Raw genomic sequence first — 20,389 nt, forward strand, 5'->3', positions numbered from 1 at the left:
AGTCATTGCTCTCCTGTGGATCAGGCGAAATATTGTTGCAAGGCGTCCATGAGTGGCGCCACCCCAAAGCGGAAGGGATCGGTAACCGGAAGGCCTGTTTCGTTGTTGATTTGCTTGATGGCTTCGCGTGCTTCCTCTTCGTTGAGATGGTTGGTGATCAACGAGATGCCTACTACTTTGCTGCGGCGCTCGGGACGTAGCCAGCTTATTGCATCTTCATTGATTTCAATCAGGCGATTTAAGGATGAGAAGAGGCATTGCTCGTAGCCATCGATGGCGGTTTGACCAGCTTTATGACAAAAGATCAGTGCGTCTGGCATCGAGCCATGTAGCAGACTCAATGTCACCGGTGAATAGCCTGGATGGTTGAGCGCACCCTGGCCCTCGACAAAGACCCAATCGTATTGATTGCTGAGATTGAGCACCTGTTCCTCGACCAATCCGGCCGCGAAATCGCTGATCAGACGATCGACCGGCAATCCATTATTGGCGATCATCATACCTGTCTGACCGGTGGCCAGAAAGGCGCTGGAGAGACCACGCTTCTGCGCTTCTGTGTTGAGATCTAAGGCCGTCGACATTTTGCCGGAGCCGCAATCAGAGCCCACCAGTAAGATCGTATGGCTTCCCTCGCGATGCGGCGTGAAATCGGCCACGCGCGCCTTTTCGGGCGGGCGGCGCACATCCCAGATAGTCACTCCGTACTCGGTGGCAGCGGTGCGCAGCTGCTCATCATCGGAGACAAAAGCATGCAGGCCGCTCACTATATTAAGCTTATGCTCAATGGCTGTTTGCAATTGCCAGCGCCACGCCTCTGGTAAAGCGCCGCCACGTGGCGCGATGCCGATCAGCAGCGTATCTGGTTGGTAGCGGAGGGCTTCATTGATATCCTTGACCACCGGAATCCCTTTTCCAACCGGACCCTGTAGAGCCTGGGCCGCATCCATACCGGCGTGCGTGCTATCAATGACGGCAACCGTCGTGTCTGACGAATAGCGGATAACGCCGACCGCTGTTTTGGCGGCGTGCCAGCGGAAGGCTCCTTCGGCAAGAATGGCAATTCTACGCATCATTTGTACCTCTGCGACTTCTGATAGAGAAAATATAAATAAGAAAACACATATGTTCTGACTATATTATATCTTTTGCTGGCCGATGCAAGAGGATGATCACGGGATGTATGTAGAACTGGCTTCAGACTGAATAAAAAGTGCCCCTTTGCGGATGCGCTCGTCCGCAAAGGGGCGCCATGATTCCCCGCGCACTGGAAATCAGACATATTTTGTAAATATCTCCTCTTAGGATCGTGAAAAGATAGCGAAACATGCTATATATTCCGGACTTATAACAGTTTCATTGCCATCGGAGAAGGAGAGTGTATGACGATTACTATTGATAGATACATTGCCTTGTTTGCTGGATGGTAAGTGCTGATCTGTGTTTCCTGTGAAACGCGCTGGATATCTATGTTGACAGGTAGATTTGTGAACATTGTTGATAGTGCGCATTACATTAGGAAACTGTTCCTTTGGATGGATAGTTGAAAAGATGAAGTTTGAGTCCCCCTTAGAGCGCTATCTTTTTGATAAGTATATTTTAGATGTATGTATTGCCACGCTTAAGCAAGGTGGCGTGACCTCTAAACTGGATACCTATCAATTTTTATTACCTATTGACGCCTGGGCCATCCCTAAATATCCAGATCAGACAGTTATCCTTCCTCCAAGCGCGGATCTTCGAGCAGCCATAACGTCTTTTGTGATTCGAAATGAACTATATCTGAGGATGCCCGATTACTGGTTGGGAACCTGGATAGAGCCCGATACCCATAATTGTTATCTGGACATTACCAGTTTGTGTTTTTGTCTGGATGACGCGGTGCAGGAGGCAAGGGCCCTGAGCCGCCGCGCGCAGCGCAAGATTGTTGCTCTCTACGATTTTAAACGTGGACAGGCCATTTATCTTTGAAAGGATTATGGTAACGACTATGAGGAAAGAGGCAATCGCCCTGGTTATTCCGGCCTGGAATGAGGCAGATGCTTTGAAGCACCTTTTGCCTGAGATACCGACCGACCTGGTGCAGTGGATTGTGGTGGTCGATAACAATAGTACGGATGCGACTTCACACGTGGCACGTGCGGCTGGTGCTACAGTAGTGTTTGAGGTGCAGCGTGGTTATGGCCAAACATGCTGGCGTGGCTTTCAGACGGCGCGTGATTTAGGCGCAGATATAGTTGTATTTATGGATGGCGATGGTAGCGATAATCCTGTCGACCTGCCTGCGATGGTAGCGCCGATTCTGGCCGACAAGGCTGATTTTGTGATTGGCTCGCGCGTTGGCGCACAATCTGAGTCTGGTGCTATACCTCCACAGGCACGTTTAGGCAACTGGTTGATTAGTCGACTGGTTAGCTGGATGTATGGAACTCATGTGCATGATATCGGTTCTTTTCGGGCTGTGCGGATACAGAAATTAGAGCAGCTAAATATGCAGGAGATGACGTTTGGTTGGCCAGTTGAGATGCTGGTCAAAGCGGCTCGTGCCCATTTTCGTATCGTTGAGGTATCGTTGCACTATCGACGCCGTAGCCATGGCCAATCCAAGGTTGCCGGTACGATCACAGGGAGCACTCGAGCAGCCTACGCTATGCTGAGCACGATGGTGCGCTATGCCCGTAAAAAGGATTTAAAGTATGTTTGATACTGCGCTGACTATTATGGCGCGCTATCCAGAGCTGGGTAAAGGGAAGACGCGCCTCGCTCAAGGGCTGGGTGCCGAGATGACGCTAGAGCTGTACCGGGCATTCTTGCTGGATCTTGCACTGCGCTTTACAGACTGGAAATATGATTTGATCTGGGCTTATACGCCGATCGGAAATGATTTCGCCGAGTTTATGCGCTCGCTGATCGCTAAACCAGATGCGCCGGTGCAGGCCTTGCCGCAGGAAGGACCCGATCTCGGTGCCCGCCTGTACAATGTTTTTCTGACGACTGCACGCGCTCATTTTTCGCGCACCATTTTGATTGGCTCGGATTCTCCACAGGTGAGTCGTGAGATCATCGGGCAGGCTCAACAGGCTTTGGAGAGTGCAGATGTCGTGCTCGGACCGGCTGAAGATGGTGGCTACTATCTCATCGCGATGCGTGAGCCTCACGATGTCTTTAGCGGTATACCAATGAGCACTGATATTGTGTTGGGAATGACTATTGAAAAGGCCTGTCAGCAGGGCCTGAAAGTTCAGCTGCTGGAAACACTGTTTGATATTGATACCCGGTCAGATTTACAGCGCCTCGCAGATTTATTGCAAGCTGACGCTACACTTGCTCCTGCCACCGCTGTTTGCCTGAGTGAGATAAATAAAAGGGGTTTTCTTTCATGACTACGACTGTTGCTACACTTCCTCGGTCCATCTATATCGAGCCAACGAGCCGTTGTAATGAGTTCTGCCAGCAGTGTCCGCGTACGTTGCTTTCGCGCGAAGAGGATCGCGATCTGACGTTTGATGATTTCCGTTATATCGTCGATCAGTTTCCAGTGCTAGAGCGTGTCGTGCTGCATGGCCTGGGCGAGCCATTGTTGAATAAGGAACTACCGAAGATGGTGCGCTATTTAAAGGATCGAGGCACCTATGTGCTGTTCAATTCCAACGGCATTGCTCTGACCGAGGCGCGTGGCCAGGCATTGATCGATGCCGGCCTGGACGAGTATCGACTGTCCATGGACGGTTCTACCCGTGAAACGTATGCCCATGTCCGTGGCGTGGATGCTTTTGATAAGATCTGGCGTAACGTGAGCGCGTTCATCAAACTACAGCAGGCGCAGGATGTTAGCAAGCCGGCTGTCTCGCTCTGGTTTACGGCAATGCGTGAGAATTTGCCGGAATTGCCAGGTCTGGTCGAAAAAGCCTATGAGAATGGGATCCGTGAAATTTATCTGCAACGTCTCGTCTATTTTGAACAGGGTCTGGCGGCCTCCAAACAGGCTCTATTCCACCGGGCATTGCCTGAGGAACTGGCGATCATTCGCCATGCGCAGGAGCTCTGTCAGGAGCGTGATATTCGCTTCAAGGCTGCTGGAGCTGCCACTCCACTGGAAAGTATTGTACGCGACTTTGGTGATCGCCCCTGGTCGGGCTGTCAGCGTCCCTATACACTGACTTACATTACTTCCAGCGGTAACGTCCTGTCCTGCTGTTTCGCTCCTTTTGGCCATCGTAGTGCCAAAGAATATCGCGAAGAGCGTGTGCTAGGTAATATCTTCAAGGATTCGATCGAGCAGATCTGGCATGGAGATCGCTATAATGAATTCCGGAACGCCTTTGAGAGCGATCATCCCGCCAGACATTGCGCGCAATGTGGTGTGAACTGGAGCTACTAGCATGCCAATGTTGGAACAACTATCGTCTCCAATTAATGAAGGCCATGTCTCCCCCTCTTTCGGGGCGACATGGCGCCTGCCATTGTTATGTCTGCTCCTTGCAGTTGCGATCGTTTACAATACGTTTTTCGCCCTCAATGCTCCTCTACCGGATACGAATGAGAACCCTTTAGTGATAGCGGAACTGGTGAGCTATCTGCCTTATATGCTGGCCTGTATCTTGATTTTATGCACTAAAGCGCCCGTAGGGCGGAAGCGCTGGCTGGAACTGGCCATTATTTTGCTCGGTTCTGTGGTGTTACGAGCCCAGCTGCTGGGTATTCATCCCAATCTCTCTCACGATTCCTGGCGTTATCTATGGGATGCACGCGTGACGCTGAATGGCTTTAGCCCCTATACCTATGCCCCCAATCATCCCTTATTGGTCCATTTGCGGGACGTGCTGTATGAGAATAGTCGTTTTCGCAATGTTCCAACCATTTATCCACCGGGAGCGCAGGGATTTTATTTGCTCAGCTATCTGCTGGCGCCAGAGAATCTGGTCTTTCTCAAAAGCCTGTTCAGTCTGTGCGAGGTGGTTTCAACGGCGATTCTGGCCCTGCTCCTGCAGCGTAAAGGACTGGACCCGGCGCGCTGCCTGATCTATGGTTGGTGTCCGGTGGCGATTGTGGAAGTGGCGATTCAAGGTCATGTCGATGCTTTGATGGTCATGTTTATTATGTTGACCCTTGTTTGTGCGCAGAGCACGTGGCGTGGTGCCCGTATCCTGACCGGCCTCTGCCTGGCTCTGGCGACGCTGACCAAACTCTATCCTATCTTACTGCTGGTAGTGGTCTGGCGTGGTCGTCGCGATTGGCCGCTGCTTATTACCTGCCCGCTAACGCTCGTAATTTCCTATATTCCTTATATTATTCTGGGTCATGGTCAGATTTTTGGTTTCTTTGCCAGCTATGCCAGTGAACAGGGCTCGATGAACGCGGGCCCAATCGCCCTGGTCATGCATTGGCTGAGCAAGCCGGCTGGCTGGCCATTGCAGGTTACCTATGTAGTAGATTTGTTGCTGATCTGTTCAGTTGCGCTCTGGATCTGGATCAGGCGCCTGCAGGAGCGCATCAGTATGGAAGCCTCGGTGCTGATCCTGTTCTGCGTCATCTTTCTGATTTCGACACATGTTTTTCCCTGGTATACCACCGTCTTGTTGCCTGGGGTCGCCATGCTGTTGGGGGCTCCCTGGACGCGCGCCAGGGGATGGCGCGGCAGCGCACTGGCCAGCATTGGACTCTGGTATTTTGTGTGCGCCTCTATTGTCTCTTACTTCTTTGACACCTCTCTTAACTGGAACTGGTATTACATAGATGTCTACGGTGTAACCGGTTTGATCTTGCTACTGGCATTGCTATTGGGGATAAGGCGCTGGAGCATGGATCGCAGGACCAGGCGACTTTTAAATATTAAACTCTTCCATTGAAGCCTTGTAAAAATTTGAGGGATGTGACGTGACACAGATGAACGTCGTGATAGATAACTGATAGGCCTGCAGTTTTCTATTGGGCGCAAGAGATTTAAGCCGTTTCACATTTTACAGAAAGAAAGTGTATCATGTCTGATGTCAAGCCCAATCCGATGAGCCAGGAAGCGCCAGCGAGCTCTCCTCAAGGCTTGTCGAGGGTTCGGACGGTGTTGTTTTCTGCCGTGTGGGCTCTGGTTGCAGGCCTGGCCGCAAGTCTGTGCGCTACCCTGGTTATGGGCCTGTTGCGCGTGCTGGCAGGAATTCCGACGCCTGTCGAGCTCTTTGGTGATTATGTCTTAAAACATATTAACGTTGATCAGTTTATCCGTTTGTTGATGACGTATGGTCCAAATGCTAAAACGGCCCCACTGGGACAGGCTTTGCTGGCCATGATCGGAATTGGTACCGCGCTGGGCTGCCTCTATGCTTTGCTGGTGCGGATCAAGCTGCCAACGCGTGGCTATCGGCCTGGTCGCCGTGAGTGGCTGGTGGCGCTGGTATTTGCGCTGCTGATGACGCTGGCGGGCGCCGCTCTCTTTTGGAAAGAGCTGCCGCAAAACTTTCATGGCTGGCCGTTTGATATGGCGCGCAATTTAAGTATCCTGGGTCTGCTATGTGATTTTGTTGTATATGGTGTTGTGCTATGCCTGGGATATCGCGCGCTGCTACCCAAATATGCTGCCCCGAACACTGATCGCGTGGTGGCGCAGCGCCGCCAGCTATTGGCGCGCAGTGGAGTGATGGCCCTGGGCGTAGGAGCAGGCCTGGGCACGTTTGGGGCGGCCCAACGATTTCTGGGCGACTATACTGCCTATGATGGCATGAAGACTGCGTTCCCCGATCATGTCGATTATCCGATCACGCCAAATAATGAGCACTATGTGGTGACTCAGAATCCTGTCGACCCTTCTGTTAATATTAACCTCTGGCGCCTGGAGGTGGGTGGCCTGGTCAATAAACCAGGAACTTATACATATGAAGAGCTACAGAAGTTGCCATCGACGGCGCGGGCGATTACCCTTGAATGTATTGCCAATGGACCAGGCGGCCACCTGATGGGCAATGCGGTCTGGCATGGCGTGCCTTTGCGTACATTGATTGAGCAGCATGGCGGCACCCAGGTCGGGGCGAAGTACGTCGCTTTCTACTGCGCCGATGGTTATAATATCAGCCTGCCATTGCAAGAAGTGCTCGAAGTCGACTCATTGCTAGCCTGGAACATGAATGGCGTAGACTTGCCCAGGCGACATGGCTATCCTCTGCGCGTATTGATTCCAGGACGCTATGGTGAGGAGAATCCTAAGTGGCTGACGCGCGTCGAGTTTGTGGGCGACTTTGTGCCGGGCCTCTATTCCAGCCAGGGCTGGTATAACGGTCCTCTGCATACGACGAGTCGTTTTAATCAGCCATATAAGGAAAGCGTGATTCATGCTGGTCAACGTGTGCCGATGGTGGGTATTGCGTTCGCTGGCAATCGTGGCATTCAGCGCGTTGAGGTCAGTGTCGATGGCGGCACTACCTGGAAAGAGGCCACGCTTGATCCTCCGCTGTCCAAGGATAGCTGGGTCTTCTGGCGCATGAACTGGCAGCCTACCACTCCTGGTACCTATACGCTGGCCGTGCGGGCTACCGATGGCACTGGTGAAGTTCAAACTGGCCGCAAACAGGGAACGGTCCCCAATGGATCTACCGGCTACCATGTGGTGACGGCGACCGTCAAATAGACTTTTCCATACTACAGCTAACATGACCAAACAGAAGACCCCACCTACGCATCGGATAGGCAGGGTCTTCTGTTTTGCAGTATAGAAGGTTAATGAAGTGGGCTTCTTAGGATAGGAATATTACTCTGGTTATAGTATATAGGATACGCTAAAATCGATGAGCTTATGGTTTAGAGAAACGAGAGGAAGATGAGCAAGCAAGAGGATTCAAACTCCACGCTGACAAGCTCAGAATGACTATGCTTCAACCGTGGAAAAATGCTGTTCAGGGTATCGTGAAGCGTTTCCAAATACTGAGGAAAGGCCGCTGTTCTTGCCTGATTACATCTTTCAAACTGTTAAGTGGCACTGGTGTATGCTATACATGTAGGGTTATCACTGACACGATGAGTTGCGATGCAATTTGCCTGGGCACGAAAAACAGTAAAAAATATAAATGCCTGTGCATCTTGTGAGGCTATCAGTACTTATTTCTGCAAATAATGACAGCAAATATTGTATGTCAGCACTAGCTGACTCTAGACGCAGGGGACCATCCATGCTATCATGGTTGACAATCGTACTGTGTGCATACCTGAAGAAGGGAGTTGTGCTTCATGAGCACTAACTTGTTTCAGTGGCTTTTTACCGATCCGATTCAGGCAGGATCAAATGGAAATCTACCCGGGGCGGAACCTTTCCATTTCTTGTGGCCATGGCTTATTTTTTGTCTGGCTGGCCTATTAATCACATTCTATTATTCTGTTGAGGGCCGTAAGCGGTTCGTCAGGAATAAGCCGTTGCTCAAATATATGTTTGATCGCTATTTGGGCTGGTTCGCCGTTATTTGTTTTATTGGCTTGCCTTTGATTGGTGCTCGCGTGCTGCTGGACGGCTACTTCTTCGCCTGGCGTATCTGGCGCTATCTCTGGCTCTTGTCACTGGTAATCTGGGCAGTAACCTGGGTTGTCTATCTGGTGCGTAAATATCCGGCTGAAAAAGCGAATTACCAGGCGTACCAGCACAGGCAGCAGTATATTCCTAAAGGAAACAAGCGCAAAGTGCGTTCCGCATCGCGCTAATGCCGGTATTTTTCCGTGTCAGGTATGATGTCTGAATGTGAAGCGTTATCAATCACAGGAATAATTCTCGCCGGGGGGCAAAGCTCACGCATGGGTCGTGATAAAGCGCTATTGCCGGTACCCGGCGAACCTGCATTAAAGTTCGTGACTCACCTGGCACGCCTGCTGGCTGCCCATTGCCAGGAGGTCTTGCTGGTTTCGCGCGACCAGGCGCAGGCGCATGACTACCTCTCGTATCTTCCCCCTTCTATCCGGGTGATTACTGACCTGGTTCCCCAGGTTGGTCCGTTAATGGGCCTCTACAGTGGCCTGTGCGCTATGCATACCTCCCATGCCCTGGTTACGGCCGTCGATATGCCATTTCTGCAGCCCGCTCTGCTCAATTTTCTGCTTTCACAGGCTCAGCCCGCTACCATCACCATGCCGCTGGTGGCCGGCCAGGAGCAAGTGTTACTGGCTATCTATCCACGCAGCATTTTGCCCCTGATCGAGCAACGCCTGCAGGAGGGACGCCGCGATCCTCGTTCTCTGCTGCAGCTGGCCCGCGTGCAGTTGCTAGAAGAAGCGCAACTGCGGACGGTTGATCCACAATTGCGCTCATTTATCAATATTAATACTCCTGAAGAGTTTTCGTTCTACCGCTAATGTTTTAAGCTTTCTTTTTGATTGGATCATTGTTGCATGGCAGTGCGTCGGGTTGTGTGAGCATGGACTGTTGTTGGATGAGGCGCCAGCGGCGTTGGGCCATAGCCTTTAGCTCATCCTCAAAGCCGCGCAGGGTCAGCCATTCACGAGTCGCGCCAGTAACTACGATATCGGTCGCGTGTAGCTGGGCCAGGTTGGCGGCCCCACTCAGTTGCATCGCGACTTTTAATTCGGCCAGAATATTTTCGACGACCTCACAGACCTTTTCATAGCTTTCGCTGGCCGCCTTCAAGAATGGAAAACCGATGCCGACCAGCGTGGCTCCCAGGGCGAGGGCGCGGGCGGCATCCAGGCCGTTGCGCACGCCGCCTGTCGAGATCAGCGGTAAGCGCGCGGTGTTGGCTTCAACCACCGCAATGGGAGTAGGGATGCCCCAGTCGCGGTAGAGCTGGCCGATATTCATGGTGCGTGTATTGCCGCGCGATTGCGAGCGAGCAGCTTCAATGGCCGACATACTGCTGCCGCCGGCCCCGCCAACGTCAATCGCGGAGACACCACAGGAGCGCAGTAAGAATGCCTGCTCTCGGCTGACCCCTGCGCCAGTTTCCTTGGCGATCACCGGCCGTTCGATGTGCTGGACCAGTTGTTTGAGCGCCGCCGCTTCTCCCACGGCATTGCGATCACCCTCGGGCTGGGCCGCTTCCTGTAAGCTATTCATGTGGACCGCCAGGGCGTTGGCCTGGATCATCTGAATGGCGCGCTGGACCTGCTCAATGGTGAAGGGCTGATGACCCGCCTGCTGGATCAACTGCGGAGCGCCGATATTGGCGATCAGGAAGGCGTTTGGAGCGTGTTCACGCGTGACCGTATAGCTGGCGGCCAGCTCGGGATTCAAAATGGCGGCGCGTTGACTACCCACTCCCAGGGCCAGTCCATAGTGTTCGGCGGCACGGGCCAGGTTGCGGTTAATATTGATGACATCGGGATGGCCGCCGGTTAGCGAGGACATAAAGATGGGATAACGGAGAGTGTGGCCCAGAAAGCTGGTGGTCAGATCAATGCGATCCAGATCTACCTCTGGGAGAGCCTGGTGCACAAACTGGATATCGTTCCAATTGGCTCGTTGGGGAGCTGAGACATCGCGCTCGAGCGCGATATTAACATGCTCTATTTTTCGTTGTGTAACTTCGTCCGCCATAGATGATAACGGTCCTTTCTAAATCTCTCTGTAGTGTGACGACCGCCAACTCAACATAAGGTATAGCTTTTTTATACGTATGACGAGTGCTTTCCTTGCGTTAATGGAAGGACGAATTATTTCTTATGTGGTGTTGCAGAACATGCGCAATTTGCGTATGTTCTGCAACACCACATAAACTGTTTTAATGTCTTACGCCAGGCCGATGCGCTTAAACGCAGTCTCTACATATTTTGTGTAGTAGTCTGTATTGGTTAGCTCTGCCAGTTCCTCGCGGCTCAAATAGCCAGCGACCTCGGGATCCTGGCTGAGCGCCTCGACCAGGGCCGCACCTTTGATGGCGCCCGCGCTGGTCATGGCCCAGACCTTTTTGGCGTTGCGCTGCACCATCTTGTACGCCTCCTGGCGTCCGACCCCTTTATCAATCAAGGCCAGCAGGATGCGCTGTGAGAAAACCAGCCCACCGGTCATATTAAGGTTGGTCAGCATACGCTCGGCATCCACCTGTAAGCCGCTGATCACATTGGTGAAGATATGCAACATATAGTCCAGCAAGGTGCAGGCATCTGGAATGATGATACGCTCGGTGGAGGAATGGCTGATGTCACGCTCATGCCAGAGGGCCACATTTTCCATGGCGGTCACGGCATAGCCGCGCAGCAAGCGGGCCAGGCCACAGATGCGCTCGCACAGCTCAGGATTACGCTTGTGGGGCATAGCAGAAGAGCCCTGTTGGCCAGAGCCGAAGGGTTCGAAGGCCTCGCTTAACTCTGTACGCTGCAAGTGGCGGATTTCCTGGGCCATTTTTTCCAGTGAGCTGCCGATGAGGGCCAGGGTGGTCATAAAGTGAGCGTGGCGGTCACGCTGTACGATCTGGTTAGAAATTGGCGCGACACCTAATCCCATCTGCTCGCAGACATATTCCTCGATCTGGGGTGGCACCGAGGCATGGGTACCGACCGGGCCTGAAATTTTTCCGACGGTGACCTGCTCAATGGCAGCGGCCAGGCGCGTCTGATGGCGGCGCAACTCATCGACCCACAGAGCCAGTTTCAGACCAAAGGTCATCGGCTCGGCATGAATACCATGGGAGCGGCCCGTGATCAACGTATACTTATGCTCAATGGCAGTTTTCGCCACCGCATCCGTCAAGCGTGCCAGGCCCGTGGTCAGGATGGCACCAGCCTCCTTCAACTGAGCGGCCAGACCCGTATCCAGCACATCCGAAGAGGTCATACCCAGATGGATAAAGCGCCCCTCGGGTCCTAATTGCTCCTGAATAGAACGCAGGAACGAAATCACATCATGATGTGTCTCCTGCTCGATCTCCTGCATACGCTGGGCATTATACTGAGCCTTACGAATTTTCTCGATGGCATCCTGTGGAATGACCCCCTCGCGAGCCCATCCCTCACAGGCCAGCAACTCCACCTGGAGCCACTTATCCGTCTTATGTTTAGCTGACCAAATAGCAGCCATTTCTGGTCTTGAATAGCGTTCGATCATAAAATAATCATTTCCCTTGTGTGCTTTAACATCGAAGAGAACTGATTCCCGCACACAACCCGACGGCAAGCTCATCTAAATGAGCTTGCATTTTTGTGCTTAGTGTGGGATATCAGTACTGTGTCCTGCTGTAGTGTACCACACATTTAACCATCCATCAGCCATCCACTTTGGGAGCTTCTTTGGCCTGGAGTTGGTTAAGGGCATAAATGGTGGGAGGATTGTGTTCTATATAGTAGAATGAAATATAGATACAGCGCTAACCACGCTGGCGGAGTCCATCTTCCGGTCGAGAATATCTGACTCCCCAACAACAAACAGTAAAGAAGCATGATTGAAGCAGGGGTCCCTTGATCTCCACTTTTTTCTCTTTAAGGGCGACGCAGAGCGGCAGAGAAGGATAAGGAAGAGAATGCGGGGTTTTAGGGGTGCCCCCTGATCTCCTTTTTCTCCCCTCTCCGACGCCGCAGGCGGCAAGAAGGAAAAGGAAAAGCCAGCATGGCGTACCGGGACATCTTGACGAAGATGACCCTTGCATGTACAATCATGCTTGCATTGCTCTGAGCATTTTGAAGGGTGTACGAGGTAAGGGAGGCAGTGGAACTTCAAAAAAGGCCTTCCAAGCAACGAAACCATAAGTGTTAATATCCAGGAGATACAATGAAAGCAGGAATCCATCCCAACTATGTTGAATCCACAGTACAGTGCGCCTGTGGCAACAGCTTTAAGACAATGAGTACAAAGCCTGTACTGAAGGTTGACGTGTGCTCGAAGTGCCATCCATTCTTTACTGGGCAGCAGCGTATCCTTGACTCTGCTGGTCGTGTTGAGCGCTTCCGCAAACGCTTCAACCTGAATGATGAGTAATTCATTAACAGGTTGTAGTCGTATAGGGATAAAGGTGAATGGAAACATGCCTTTATCCCTATTTCGCTATGAGTAACTTTAAGTAAACCTGCAGGGGGGTGAGTCAACTGAGTGATACAACACAAAGAACCATTCTTTTCCTGATTGCTGATACCGGGGCGGGGCACCGTAGTGCTGCCAACGCCATCAGTAATGCTATTCGCCTGATCTCACAGCGCGAGCAGGAAGAGTGGATTGCACAAAAGCAAGCAGCAGTAGCATACGCAGATGGTGCCACTCCAGAGCGGTCCCAGGTCTCAACTGCCGAGATCGAGTTTCCCCCTCCAACTTATCGTATTGAGATTGTCGATGTGTTTGAGGAATATAGTCGTTTTCCGCTACGTGAGGCGGTGAAGCTCTATGGACCAACCATTCGCTACAATCCCAAATTGTTTGGAGAGGTCTTTCATCGCAGTAACCGCGAAGGTACCGTGATGGCGATGACATCTCTAGCCACACCTCTTATTTTTAATGGCTTATTAAAGCTATTTACGACCATTCAGCCTGATGTGGTCGTTTCTATCCATCCCATCATCAACTTTGTCACTATTCGTGCTTTAAAGCAGCTCGGTTTACAAATTCCATTTGTGACGGTAGTGACTGATTTGATTAGTGTGCATTTCTCGTGGTTTGCGCCAGGAGCCGACGCCTATATCGTACCAACAGAGCAGGCAAAGCAATTGTACTTGAAGCGCAAACTCGATCCCAATCGCGTGCATATGTTGGGAATGCCAATCGATCCCAAGTATACGCGCGAGGTGGCCTCAAAGGAAGAACTACGACAGAAATTTGGCTTGATCCAGGATCTACCTGTGGTCTTGCTGGTAGGGGGTGGTGATGGAGCTGGCGGCCTGCACGCGGCGGTACGGGCGATTTCACAAGCCCGTTTGCCGGTGCAACTTTTAGTAGTAACGGGCCGCAACAAGAAATTGTATGCCCAGTTGCAGAGGACGCGGACACGCCTGCATGTGCCAGCCCACATTTTTGGCTTTGTGAATAATATGCCTGAGCTGATGCATGTTTCTGATGTGATTGTCACCAAGGCCGGGCCGGGCACGATCTGTGAAGCCTTATCCTGTGATTTGCCAATCATTCTCAGTGGATATGTTCCAGGGCAGGAAGAAGGAAATATCGATTATGTTGTGCATAACGATGTAGGCGCTCTGGCTCTGGATTCGCGCACTCTAACTGATGAGTTGCGGCGCCTGATCAAGCCTGGCTCGCCTGAGTTGCGGCGCAGACTGGCTAACGCGCGTGTGCTAAGTCGACCGGCCTCTTCGTTTGATATTGGGGATAAAATCCTCAGCTTCTTGCCTGAGCGTGGTCAACCTGGTGTCTGGCTGAAGCAAGGTGCGCACCAGGTTCAACGTCGGATGTCCGGACGTATTCAATCGGCGATTCGTATTCATCGCTTACATAGTCACTTGCCGAAGACCATTGCAAAAAGCTCTGTGATACGTCGCTTCGCGAAGACGCAGGATATTTCGAATGAGATGCCCGAGCAGTCGAAGCGACTATCGCATCATAATATGAAAGATCGGATCTAAGGAAGCGAAAGGATTTCCTGCATGGCAAGGTTTTATTATGGTGGTCAGGCGGTAATGGAAGGCGTCATGATGCGTGGTCGTAACACGGTTGCGGTGGCGGTCAGACGGCCTGAGGGCGACATTTATGTGCATGAAGAGGCGCTGACGCCCAAAATCTATCAGAATAAGTATTTGCGTCTGCCATTCTTGCGTGGTATGGTGCTGTTATGGGAGATGTTGGTGTTGGGAACGCGGATGATGACGCTCTCGGCTAACATTGCTTCCGAAGCGGGGGCAAGCCCCGCACCTACGACGACGACGGGGGAGGAAGCGGGGGCAAGCTCGGCACCCACGGCGGAGAAAGCGGGGGCAAGCTCCGAAGCGGGGGAAAGCTCCGCACCTATGGGCGGAGCCTCGATGATTTTACCGTTGATCGTTTCGTTGACCTTTGCCATTGCAATCTTTTTTGTGGGTCCGCTTTTACTGACGAGTTTGTTGCGCGGTCAGATCGGAGATGGGTGGCTGAATCTTACGCTGGAAGGCGTGATTCGCCTGTTGCTCCTGGTTGGCTATCTCTATATAATCGGTCGTGTTCCGGATATTCAGCGTGTTTTTGGCTATCATGGCGCTGAACACAAAGCTATCAATGCGATGGAGCAGGGGGATGCCCTGACGGTTGAGAATGTACGGCGTGCCTCGCGGGTGCATACGCGTTGTGGCACTGGTTTTATGCTGCTCGTGATGGTGGTTTCGATCGTCGTTTTTGCCTTTATTGGTTCACCATCTTTATTGATCAAGATCGTTTCGCGCATCGTGCTGGTGCCAGTGGTGGCGGGTATTGCTTATGAGGTAATGCGCCTGGGGGCGGCGAACTACCGCTATCGCGTTGTGCGCTGGCTTCTGGCTCCTGGTCTGGCTTTGCAGGGTCTGACCACGAGAGAACCCGATGATAGCATGATTGAGTGCGCGATTGCATCATTGCAGCGCGTACTGACCCGGGATACTGAGAAGCAGGCAGTGGGGAAGGATGAGCCAGTTGTGCCGTCTAGCCTGGTTACAAATGTCTGATATGTTGCAGTGCCAATAAAAGAGGAAAATGTAGGAATGTCACCAGATTCAGTAACGCCTCCTCCGATTGAGGAAAATGAGCTAGGAGGGGCGCCCCCTCCTTCTGCGGCAGCGGATGCGCCGCATGTCAAATTTTCGTTTGTGCATTGGGCTACTACAGGTGTTGTGCGTTTGCTATATCGTCGGTGGACTCGTATCGCGGTGCGTCTGTTCCCTGAGAACTCCAAAAGTGAGCAGGTCGCTCGTGCATTGCACATGCCGTTGCCCGATACGTTAAATATGAGCTGGGTGACCAGCCACCTGGCCGTGGGTGGTCGCGTCCGTCTCGAGGATATCCCGATGCTGAGCAAGGCCGGGATCACGCATGTTGTCGATACTCGGTCAGAGTATTGTGATGATAAAGACGCTCTAGCGCGTGAGAATATTACTTTGCTCTATTTGCCAACGCCTGATACCTATCCGCTTTCGGTTGAACAACTGCTGGAAGGGGCCGCCTGGGTCAACGAATGCGTCAGCCAGGATGGCCATGTGCTCATTCACTGTGAGCATGGGGTAGGTCGTAGCGTACTTTTAACCTGTGCCAGTCTGGTCTATGGTGGAATGCACGCCAGTGACGCGCTTGAACTGGTAAAAGAGAAGCGCTGGCAGGCTGCCCCTAATCATCGACAGGTTGCCCGCCTGCGTGAGTTTGAATCTGCTGTTCGCCTTCAGCGCAGCAAGGCATAACGCTCAATGGCTACTGCCACTCCATCCTCCAGATTGGTGGCAGTAACCGCGTTGGCACTGGCCTTGACCGCCTCTGGTGCCTGTCCCATTGCCACTCCCCAGCCCGCTATCTCTATCATTTCCCGATCATTATTATTATCACCAATGGCCATTACCTGTGTCATTGGTATGCCCAGATGGCTCGCCAGGATAGCAACCCCGGTCGCTTTTGAGCATGAATGCTGCATGACGGTAATCTCGGCACAGCCATAATTGCCGCGTTGAATGGTATTCCACGCGCATGGGAGCTGCGCAATTGCCGGTGTGACCCGTTCGATTGCCTCTTCGCTGGCGAAGGAGACCACGCGAATTGGATCGGGCTGACCCGCGCAGAGGACATCATGCGGTTTCCGTTTGACCCGTGGGAATTCGCGGAAATATCGCTCTAAGCCGAGATTATCAAATTCCGCATGACCACTCCAGGTCTCTTCAATGGCGCCCGAGATATGATGGATGATGGGTTGGAGCCGATGGGCTACCAGAATATCCACGGTCTGCTGGGCCAGTTCAGCTGGCAGCAATTGGGTATGGCGCACAATGCCCGCTGGATGATCGAGAATTAACGCTCCGTCGCAGGTGATAAGGGGAATCTGAATGCCCAATAGATCAGCGAATGGCTTACTATTTTCATAGCGCCGGGCGGTGGCTAGCGTGACGATGATGCCCGCTTCCTGGGCGGCTCGAATGGTAGCTTGCGTACGCGGGGAAATCTGCTTCTGCGGCGTCAGGAGGGTGCCATCTATATCGATTGCGATCATTTTAACAACTTCTGTTTGTATACTACTCATTGTCGGGCTCCAAGGAAAAGGAATTCAAGATATGAAAAGCGACGAGCCTGGGTTGCCCATCGTATGTGCACCGAAGTTCTGTAAGCTTATTATACACCATTCTGCTTATTTTGACCGGCTACGATGTGTCATTGCCGCATGGGATGCAGGTTTTTTGGAGTGGATTGTGGCGGTCTGGCATACGATTTTGGATCATAGACATTGCTCCTTTGGCTTTGATACAATGAAAGTATGCGTGAAGAGTTTTTTGAAAGCACACCGGGTAGGCAGCAGTCTGGCCAGCCGTCAGAGCAGGCACCAGCGTTGATTCCTGTCGACCCTGATACGGGTGTGGTGCAAGCGATGAGGCACTCGTATTGGATGGATGCCGCTGGCTATCCCCTGTTGCCTGATGAGCAACCTGTGGGGACGGTCCGTGATAGCCTGTATGATTTGATACCACTGGGGTCACGAGAATTAAAGCTGATTAATAGCGCGCCCTTTTTGCGTTTGCAGCAGGTGAAGCAACTGGGATTTGTCTATCGGGTTTGGCCGGGGGCGACCCATTCGCGCTATGAGCATAGCCTGGGATGCTACCATCTGGCGGTACGTGCGTTGCGTGCGTTGCTTTTGCGAGGAGCCAATGGTGGTCTGGATGGGGTCGCGATCAGCAGTATTCAGACGTTGATGGTGGCGGCCCTCTTGCACGATATCGGGCATTATCCTTTTTCCCATACGATTGAGGACCTGGGCTTCCCGATCATTCAGCATGAGAAGGTGGGGCGTGCGATTATTGAGAAGAGCGAGATCGCAACCATTCTGGAGCGCGACTATCGGCTTTCGCCCGAACGTGTGGCTGACTTTATCGATCCTCCTAAATCCAGGTCCTTGCCGCTGGATGATGAGCTACTGAGCCATCTGTTGAGTGGGGCGCTGGATATAGATAAATTAGATTATTTGCCCCGCGATGCGCGCGCCTGTAATGTGCCTTATGGTGGTGTGGATGTTTCTCGACTCTTGAGCGCACTACGCGTCCACCGCGATATGCACGACGAGCGTTGTCTGGTGGTGACGCACAAAGGTATCAGTCCTTTGCACTCATTATTACATGCCCGGCAGGAGATGTTTGACAATATTTACTGGCATCATACCAGTCGTGCATTTCAGACCATGCTGGTGCGTGCCGTCTATGATGCTCTGTTGGCGCAGGCTATCAGCGGCGAGCAATTGATGGGATTGACTGATGCTGCCCTGTTGACGTTGCTGGCCTCGGAGAAGATGCCCAAGAGCGCGCGTGCGCTGGCCTCGGACCTGGAGATGCGGCGACCTTATCGGGTGGTGCTTGAGATCAGCCCGGCTGCCGGAAGTATGTTCAGGCGGCTGGAGGCGCTCTTCTGGGATGCGCAGCGTCGGCGTGCTGTCGAACAAAAAATTGCGGCTGAGCTATCGACCCTGCTGGAGCAGCCTGTAGCGGATTATGAGGTCCTGGTCGAGATACCACGTCCTGAAAAATGGGAGATGGACGTCTGGATTGCCTTTGACCATCCGCCAGTCGGCATGAAGCCATTAATGAAGTGGGTGGAGGCGACCGGATTGCAATCGGATGATCTGGCTCGCTATGAACAGCACCAGCGCCGCATTCGTATCGTGACCGCCGAACGACTGCGTCCCCCTATCCACCACCAGGGAGAAGGAATGCTCTTAGGGTTGCTGGAGCAGCTCCTCTAACCGTAGGTGCGGCCCTCAGCGGCCGCTTGCCGCCCGCCGCAGCGTGGCGGCCCTGTGCCCTCGCCGCTCGGTACCTTGTCTCCATCGCCCTTCCCGCACGCGGTGCCCAAAAGCGGACCTTCCTTTTGGGCACCGCGTGCGGCGACGTGATGGTGAAGAGCGGAACTGCGTCGTCGGGACACAGGGCCCCACAAACGGTGGGGCAAATCGGAGGCTGGCTCCGAACCTATTTATATCCCTCTTAATTTTCTTTAATTCTTGTTTTTCTTAACTTTGCGCTGGTACATGAGACGGAGAGATTTTTCGTGGATGCGGCGGGCGGGCGCGTAATCAGGTCCCAGTCGCCTGGCACGTTCGGCAATGGCTACAGCCTCGCGGTAGCGTTCCAGGCGATAGAGCGTATCAGCTTTCAGCATCAAGAAGCGCACATTTGACGTATCCAAAGCGATAAGATGATCCAATGCCTCATTGGCCTCGCTGAACTGACCCAAACCGCGTAGACTGCGTGCATAATTTTCCCAGGCCAGCAGGTTATCTGGCAGGAGCAGCACCAGTTGATGCGATAAGGCTTTTAGCTCTTCATACATCTCCAGGGTTCGAAAGGCCTGGATACCCAGGGTCAGGGTCTTGATGTCCTGAGGACTCAGGGCCAGAGCATTGCGCACCAGGGGAATAACTTCACGCATGCGACCAATGCGGCACAGGATCTCACCTTTCATCTGTAGCGCAAAGAGTTGCTGGGCGTCAATTGCCAGGCTTTTATCAAAAGCATCCAGGGACTCGGCCACCCGATTGAAGTTGAGCAGGGCGACTCCATAGTTGGCCCAGGCTCGTGGATCTGTGGGGGCCTGCTCGATAGCTCGTTGTGCGCTGCGCAAGGCCTCTGGAAATTTGCCCTGTAAGAGCTGTAGCCCACTGCGGTTGACCCAGGCCAGCCCCAGATTAGTGTTCAGTAGCAAGGCCTGATCATTGGCGACCGTAGCCTCTGAGATTCTTTCCAGCTTCTGGAGAGCACGGGCTTTATAAGCCAGGCCTGAGGCGGAATTAGGTTCTATTTCAAGTATAGCTTGTGCTGTCTCATACAGGTGCTCAAAACGATTCAAGCCATCGGTGACCGCCGCCATTCCCAGCAACGCATCGCTATCTTGTGGTTCATCCAGCAAAATCTTCAAAAAGGTTTCCGCTGCCTTTGGCCAATCTCTAGCGGCTAGATAGGTATGGGCCAATCCTCGTAGTTGTTCAGCTCCCATAGACCCTTGCTGTTCTCTATGTATGATTGAGGCTGTATTTTGTGCAGAAAGGGAAGCTGTGCCCTGCTCCCTCTCCTGTAACGTGTGCTCATCCAATGTTTGGGCGCTCCATCTTTTGCTCGATTCGTGTTCCCATTATCTCATTATCGCCCCCGATGAGCAACCCCTTTGATCTGAATAGGCTGAGTCGATATCATAGAAGACGTACATATTCTTCTCAAAAGGTGTAGTTAAGGTTGCTCATCGTACAGACACGAATTTCCATACAAAATTTTTACAAATCTCTGAAAGATTTTTTATGGTCATACTATACAGTATAGACAAGAAAGTTTTCTTGCTATACCTCTGTGAAGGTAG

At 52.5% G+C, this 20,389-nt stretch carries 18 protein-coding genes; 13 read left to right on the forward strand and 5 right to left on the reverse strand.

Annotated features, from left to right (window positions below; translation table 11 throughout):
* Positions 1–20 precede the first annotated feature (20 nt).
* On the reverse strand, positions 21–1,073 hold the full coding sequence (locus tag JMI88_RS28645) for an N-acetyltransferase DgcN family protein (RefSeq protein WP_236023110.1): 1,053 nt from the start codon (positions 1,071–1,073) through the stop codon (positions 21–23).
* Positions 1,074–1,548: 475 nt separating this feature from the next.
* Here JMI88_RS28645 and JMI88_RS28650 point away from each other — a divergent pair, with 475 nt between their 5' ends.
* The 8 genes from JMI88_RS28650 to JMI88_RS28685 all read left to right on the forward strand — a co-directional run bounded on the left by JMI88_RS28650 (position 1,549) and on the right by JMI88_RS28685 (position 9,318).
* On the forward strand, positions 1,549–1,968 hold the full coding sequence (locus tag JMI88_RS28650) for a hypothetical protein (protein WP_201365373.1): 420 nt from the start codon (positions 1,549–1,551) through the stop codon (positions 1,966–1,968).
* 19 nt (positions 1,969–1,987) lie between these two features.
* Entirely contained in the window at positions 1,988–2,701 is a 714-nt protein-coding gene (locus JMI88_RS28655; RefSeq protein WP_201365374.1) for a glycosyltransferase family 2 protein, read from the forward strand.
* The gene (locus tag JMI88_RS28660; RefSeq protein WP_201365375.1) at positions 2,694–3,380 is read left to right on the forward strand and encodes a TIGR04282 family arsenosugar biosynthesis glycosyltransferase; all 687 of its coding nucleotides are present in this window, start codon (positions 2,694–2,696) and stop codon (positions 3,378–3,380) included. Before JMI88_RS28655 ends, JMI88_RS28660 begins: the two co-directional genes overlap by 8 nt.
* The gene (locus JMI88_RS28665; protein WP_201365376.1) at positions 3,377–4,378 is read left to right on the forward strand and encodes a radical SAM protein; all 1,002 of its coding nucleotides are present in this window, start codon (positions 3,377–3,379) and stop codon (positions 4,376–4,378) included. The genes JMI88_RS28660 and JMI88_RS28665 overlap by 4 nt, the downstream gene beginning before the upstream one ends.
* Position 4,379: 1 nt before the next feature.
* On the forward strand, positions 4,380–5,846 hold the full coding sequence (locus JMI88_RS28670) for a glycosyltransferase family 87 protein (RefSeq protein WP_201365377.1): 1,467 nt from the start codon (positions 4,380–4,382) through the stop codon (positions 5,844–5,846).
* Between the two features lie 131 nt (positions 5,847–5,977).
* Positions 5,978–7,612, forward strand: a complete 1,635-nt coding sequence (locus tag JMI88_RS28675) for a molybdopterin-dependent oxidoreductase (RefSeq protein ID WP_201365378.1) — start codon at positions 5,978–5,980, stop codon at positions 7,610–7,612.
* A 596-nt stretch (positions 7,613–8,208) separates the two neighbouring features.
* Positions 8,209–8,673: a hypothetical protein gene (locus JMI88_RS28680; RefSeq protein WP_201365379.1), complete on the forward strand. Its 465-nt coding sequence runs from the start codon at positions 8,209–8,211 to the stop codon at positions 8,671–8,673.
* Between the two features lie 27 nt (positions 8,674–8,700).
* Positions 8,701–9,318, forward strand: coding sequence for a molybdenum cofactor guanylyltransferase (locus JMI88_RS28685; RefSeq protein WP_268906032.1), 618 nt, complete (start codon positions 8,701–8,703; stop codon positions 9,316–9,318).
* 4 nt (positions 9,319–9,322) lie between these two features.
* On the opposite strand, the gene fni is transcribed toward JMI88_RS28685, so the two are convergent.
* Complete coding sequence (gene fni, locus JMI88_RS28690; protein ID WP_201365381.1) at positions 9,323–10,516, reverse strand: type 2 isopentenyl-diphosphate Delta-isomerase; 1,194 nt, start codon at positions 10,514–10,516, stop codon at positions 9,323–9,325.
* 192 nt (positions 10,517–10,708) lie between these two features.
* The gene (gene purB, locus JMI88_RS28695; protein ID WP_201365382.1) at positions 10,709–12,022 is read right to left on the reverse strand and encodes an adenylosuccinate lyase; all 1,314 of its coding nucleotides are present in this window, start codon (positions 12,020–12,022) and stop codon (positions 10,709–10,711) included.
* Between the two features lie 660 nt (positions 12,023–12,682).
* On the opposite strand from purB, the gene rpmE reads away from it, so the two are divergent.
* The 4 genes from rpmE to JMI88_RS28715 all read left to right on the forward strand — a co-directional run bounded on the left by rpmE (position 12,683) and on the right by JMI88_RS28715 (position 16,248).
* Positions 12,683–12,889 carry a 50S ribosomal protein L31 gene (gene rpmE, locus JMI88_RS28700; RefSeq protein ID WP_201365383.1) on the forward strand — a complete coding sequence of 69 codons (207 nt, stop codon included), beginning with the start codon at positions 12,683–12,685 and terminating at the stop codon, positions 12,887–12,889.
* Between the two features lie 98 nt (positions 12,890–12,987).
* Positions 12,988–14,475, forward strand: a complete 1,488-nt coding sequence (locus tag JMI88_RS28705; RefSeq protein WP_236023111.1) for an MGDG synthase family glycosyltransferase — start codon at positions 12,988–12,990, stop codon at positions 14,473–14,475.
* A 21-nt stretch (positions 14,476–14,496) separates the two neighbouring features.
* Positions 14,497–15,522, forward strand: coding sequence for a DUF1385 domain-containing protein (locus JMI88_RS28710; protein ID WP_201365384.1), 1,026 nt, complete (start codon positions 14,497–14,499; stop codon positions 15,520–15,522).
* A gap of 36 nt (positions 15,523–15,558) precedes the next feature.
* Positions 15,559–16,248 carry a protein-tyrosine phosphatase family protein gene (locus JMI88_RS28715; protein WP_201365385.1) on the forward strand — a complete coding sequence of 230 codons (690 nt, stop codon included), beginning with the start codon at positions 15,559–15,561 and terminating at the stop codon, positions 16,246–16,248.
* Here JMI88_RS28715 and JMI88_RS28720 read toward each other — a convergent pair.
* Complete coding sequence (locus tag JMI88_RS28720; protein WP_201365386.1) at positions 16,230–17,075, reverse strand: Cof-type HAD-IIB family hydrolase; 846 nt, start codon at positions 17,073–17,075, stop codon at positions 16,230–16,232. The genes JMI88_RS28715 and JMI88_RS28720 overlap by 19 nt on opposite strands.
* 231 nt (positions 17,076–17,306) lie before the next feature.
* On the opposite strand from JMI88_RS28720, the gene JMI88_RS28725 reads away from it, so the two are divergent.
* On the forward strand, positions 17,307–18,782 hold the full coding sequence (locus tag JMI88_RS28725) for an HD domain-containing protein (protein ID WP_201365387.1): 1,476 nt from the start codon (positions 17,307–17,309) through the stop codon (positions 18,780–18,782).
* 251 nt (positions 18,783–19,033) lie between these two features.
* Here the strand turns inward: JMI88_RS28725 and JMI88_RS28730 are convergent, their stop codons facing one another.
* Complete coding sequence (locus JMI88_RS28730; RefSeq protein WP_201365388.1) at positions 19,034–20,032, reverse strand: tetratricopeptide repeat protein; 999 nt, start codon at positions 20,030–20,032, stop codon at positions 19,034–19,036.
* Positions 20,033–20,389: the final 357 nt, after the last annotated feature.

This window comes from Dictyobacter formicarum (assembly GCF_016587435.1).

Bases quoted from the DNA above. Each gene is read 5' to 3' on its own strand.
- JMI88_RS28655 (WP_201365374.1), top strand. From the start codon at position 1,988: ATGAGGAAAGAGGCAATCGCCCTGGTTATTCCGGCCTGGAATGAGGCA.
- JMI88_RS28685 (WP_268906032.1), top strand. From the start codon at position 8,701: ATGTCTGAATGTGAAGCGTTATCAATCACAGGAATAATTCTCGCCGGG.
- JMI88_RS28680 (WP_201365379.1), top strand. From the start codon at position 8,209: ATGAGCACTAACTTGTTTCAGTGGCTTTTTACCGATCCGATTCAGGCA.
- fni (WP_201365381.1), bottom strand. From the start codon at position 10,516: ATGGCGGACGAAGTTACACAACGAAAAATAGAGCATGTTAATATCGCG.
- JMI88_RS28670 (WP_201365377.1), top strand. From the start codon at position 4,380: ATGCCAATGTTGGAACAACTATCGTCTCCAATTAATGAAGGCCATGTC.
- JMI88_RS28650 (WP_201365373.1), top strand. From the start codon at position 1,549: ATGAAGTTTGAGTCCCCCTTAGAGCGCTATCTTTTTGATAAGTATATT.
- JMI88_RS28645 (WP_236023110.1), bottom strand. From the start codon at position 1,073: ATGATGCGTAGAATTGCCATTCTTGCCGAAGGAGCCTTCCGCTGGCAC.
- JMI88_RS28715 (WP_201365385.1), top strand. From the start codon at position 15,559: ATGTCACCAGATTCAGTAACGCCTCCTCCGATTGAGGAAAATGAGCTA.
- JMI88_RS28725 (WP_201365387.1), top strand. From the start codon at position 17,307: ATGCGTGAAGAGTTTTTTGAAAGCACACCGGGTAGGCAGCAGTCTGGC.
- rpmE (WP_201365383.1), top strand. From the start codon at position 12,683: ATGAAAGCAGGAATCCATCCCAACTATGTTGAATCCACAGTACAGTGC.
- JMI88_RS28720 (WP_201365386.1), bottom strand. From the start codon at position 17,075: ATGAGTAGTATACAAACAGAAGTTGTTAAAATGATCGCAATCGATATA.
- JMI88_RS28665 (WP_201365376.1), top strand. From the start codon at position 3,377: ATGACTACGACTGTTGCTACACTTCCTCGGTCCATCTATATCGAGCCA.
- JMI88_RS28675 (WP_201365378.1), top strand. From the start codon at position 5,978: ATGTCTGATGTCAAGCCCAATCCGATGAGCCAGGAAGCGCCAGCGAGC.
- JMI88_RS28660 (WP_201365375.1), top strand. From the start codon at position 2,694: ATGTTTGATACTGCGCTGACTATTATGGCGCGCTATCCAGAGCTGGGT.
- JMI88_RS28730 (WP_201365388.1), bottom strand. From the start codon at position 20,032: ATGGGAGCTGAACAACTACGAGGATTGGCCCATACCTATCTAGCCGCT.
- JMI88_RS28710 (WP_201365384.1), top strand. From the start codon at position 14,497: ATGGCAAGGTTTTATTATGGTGGTCAGGCGGTAATGGAAGGCGTCATG.
- purB (WP_201365382.1), bottom strand. From the start codon at position 12,022: ATGATCGAACGCTATTCAAGACCAGAAATGGCTGCTATTTGGTCAGCT.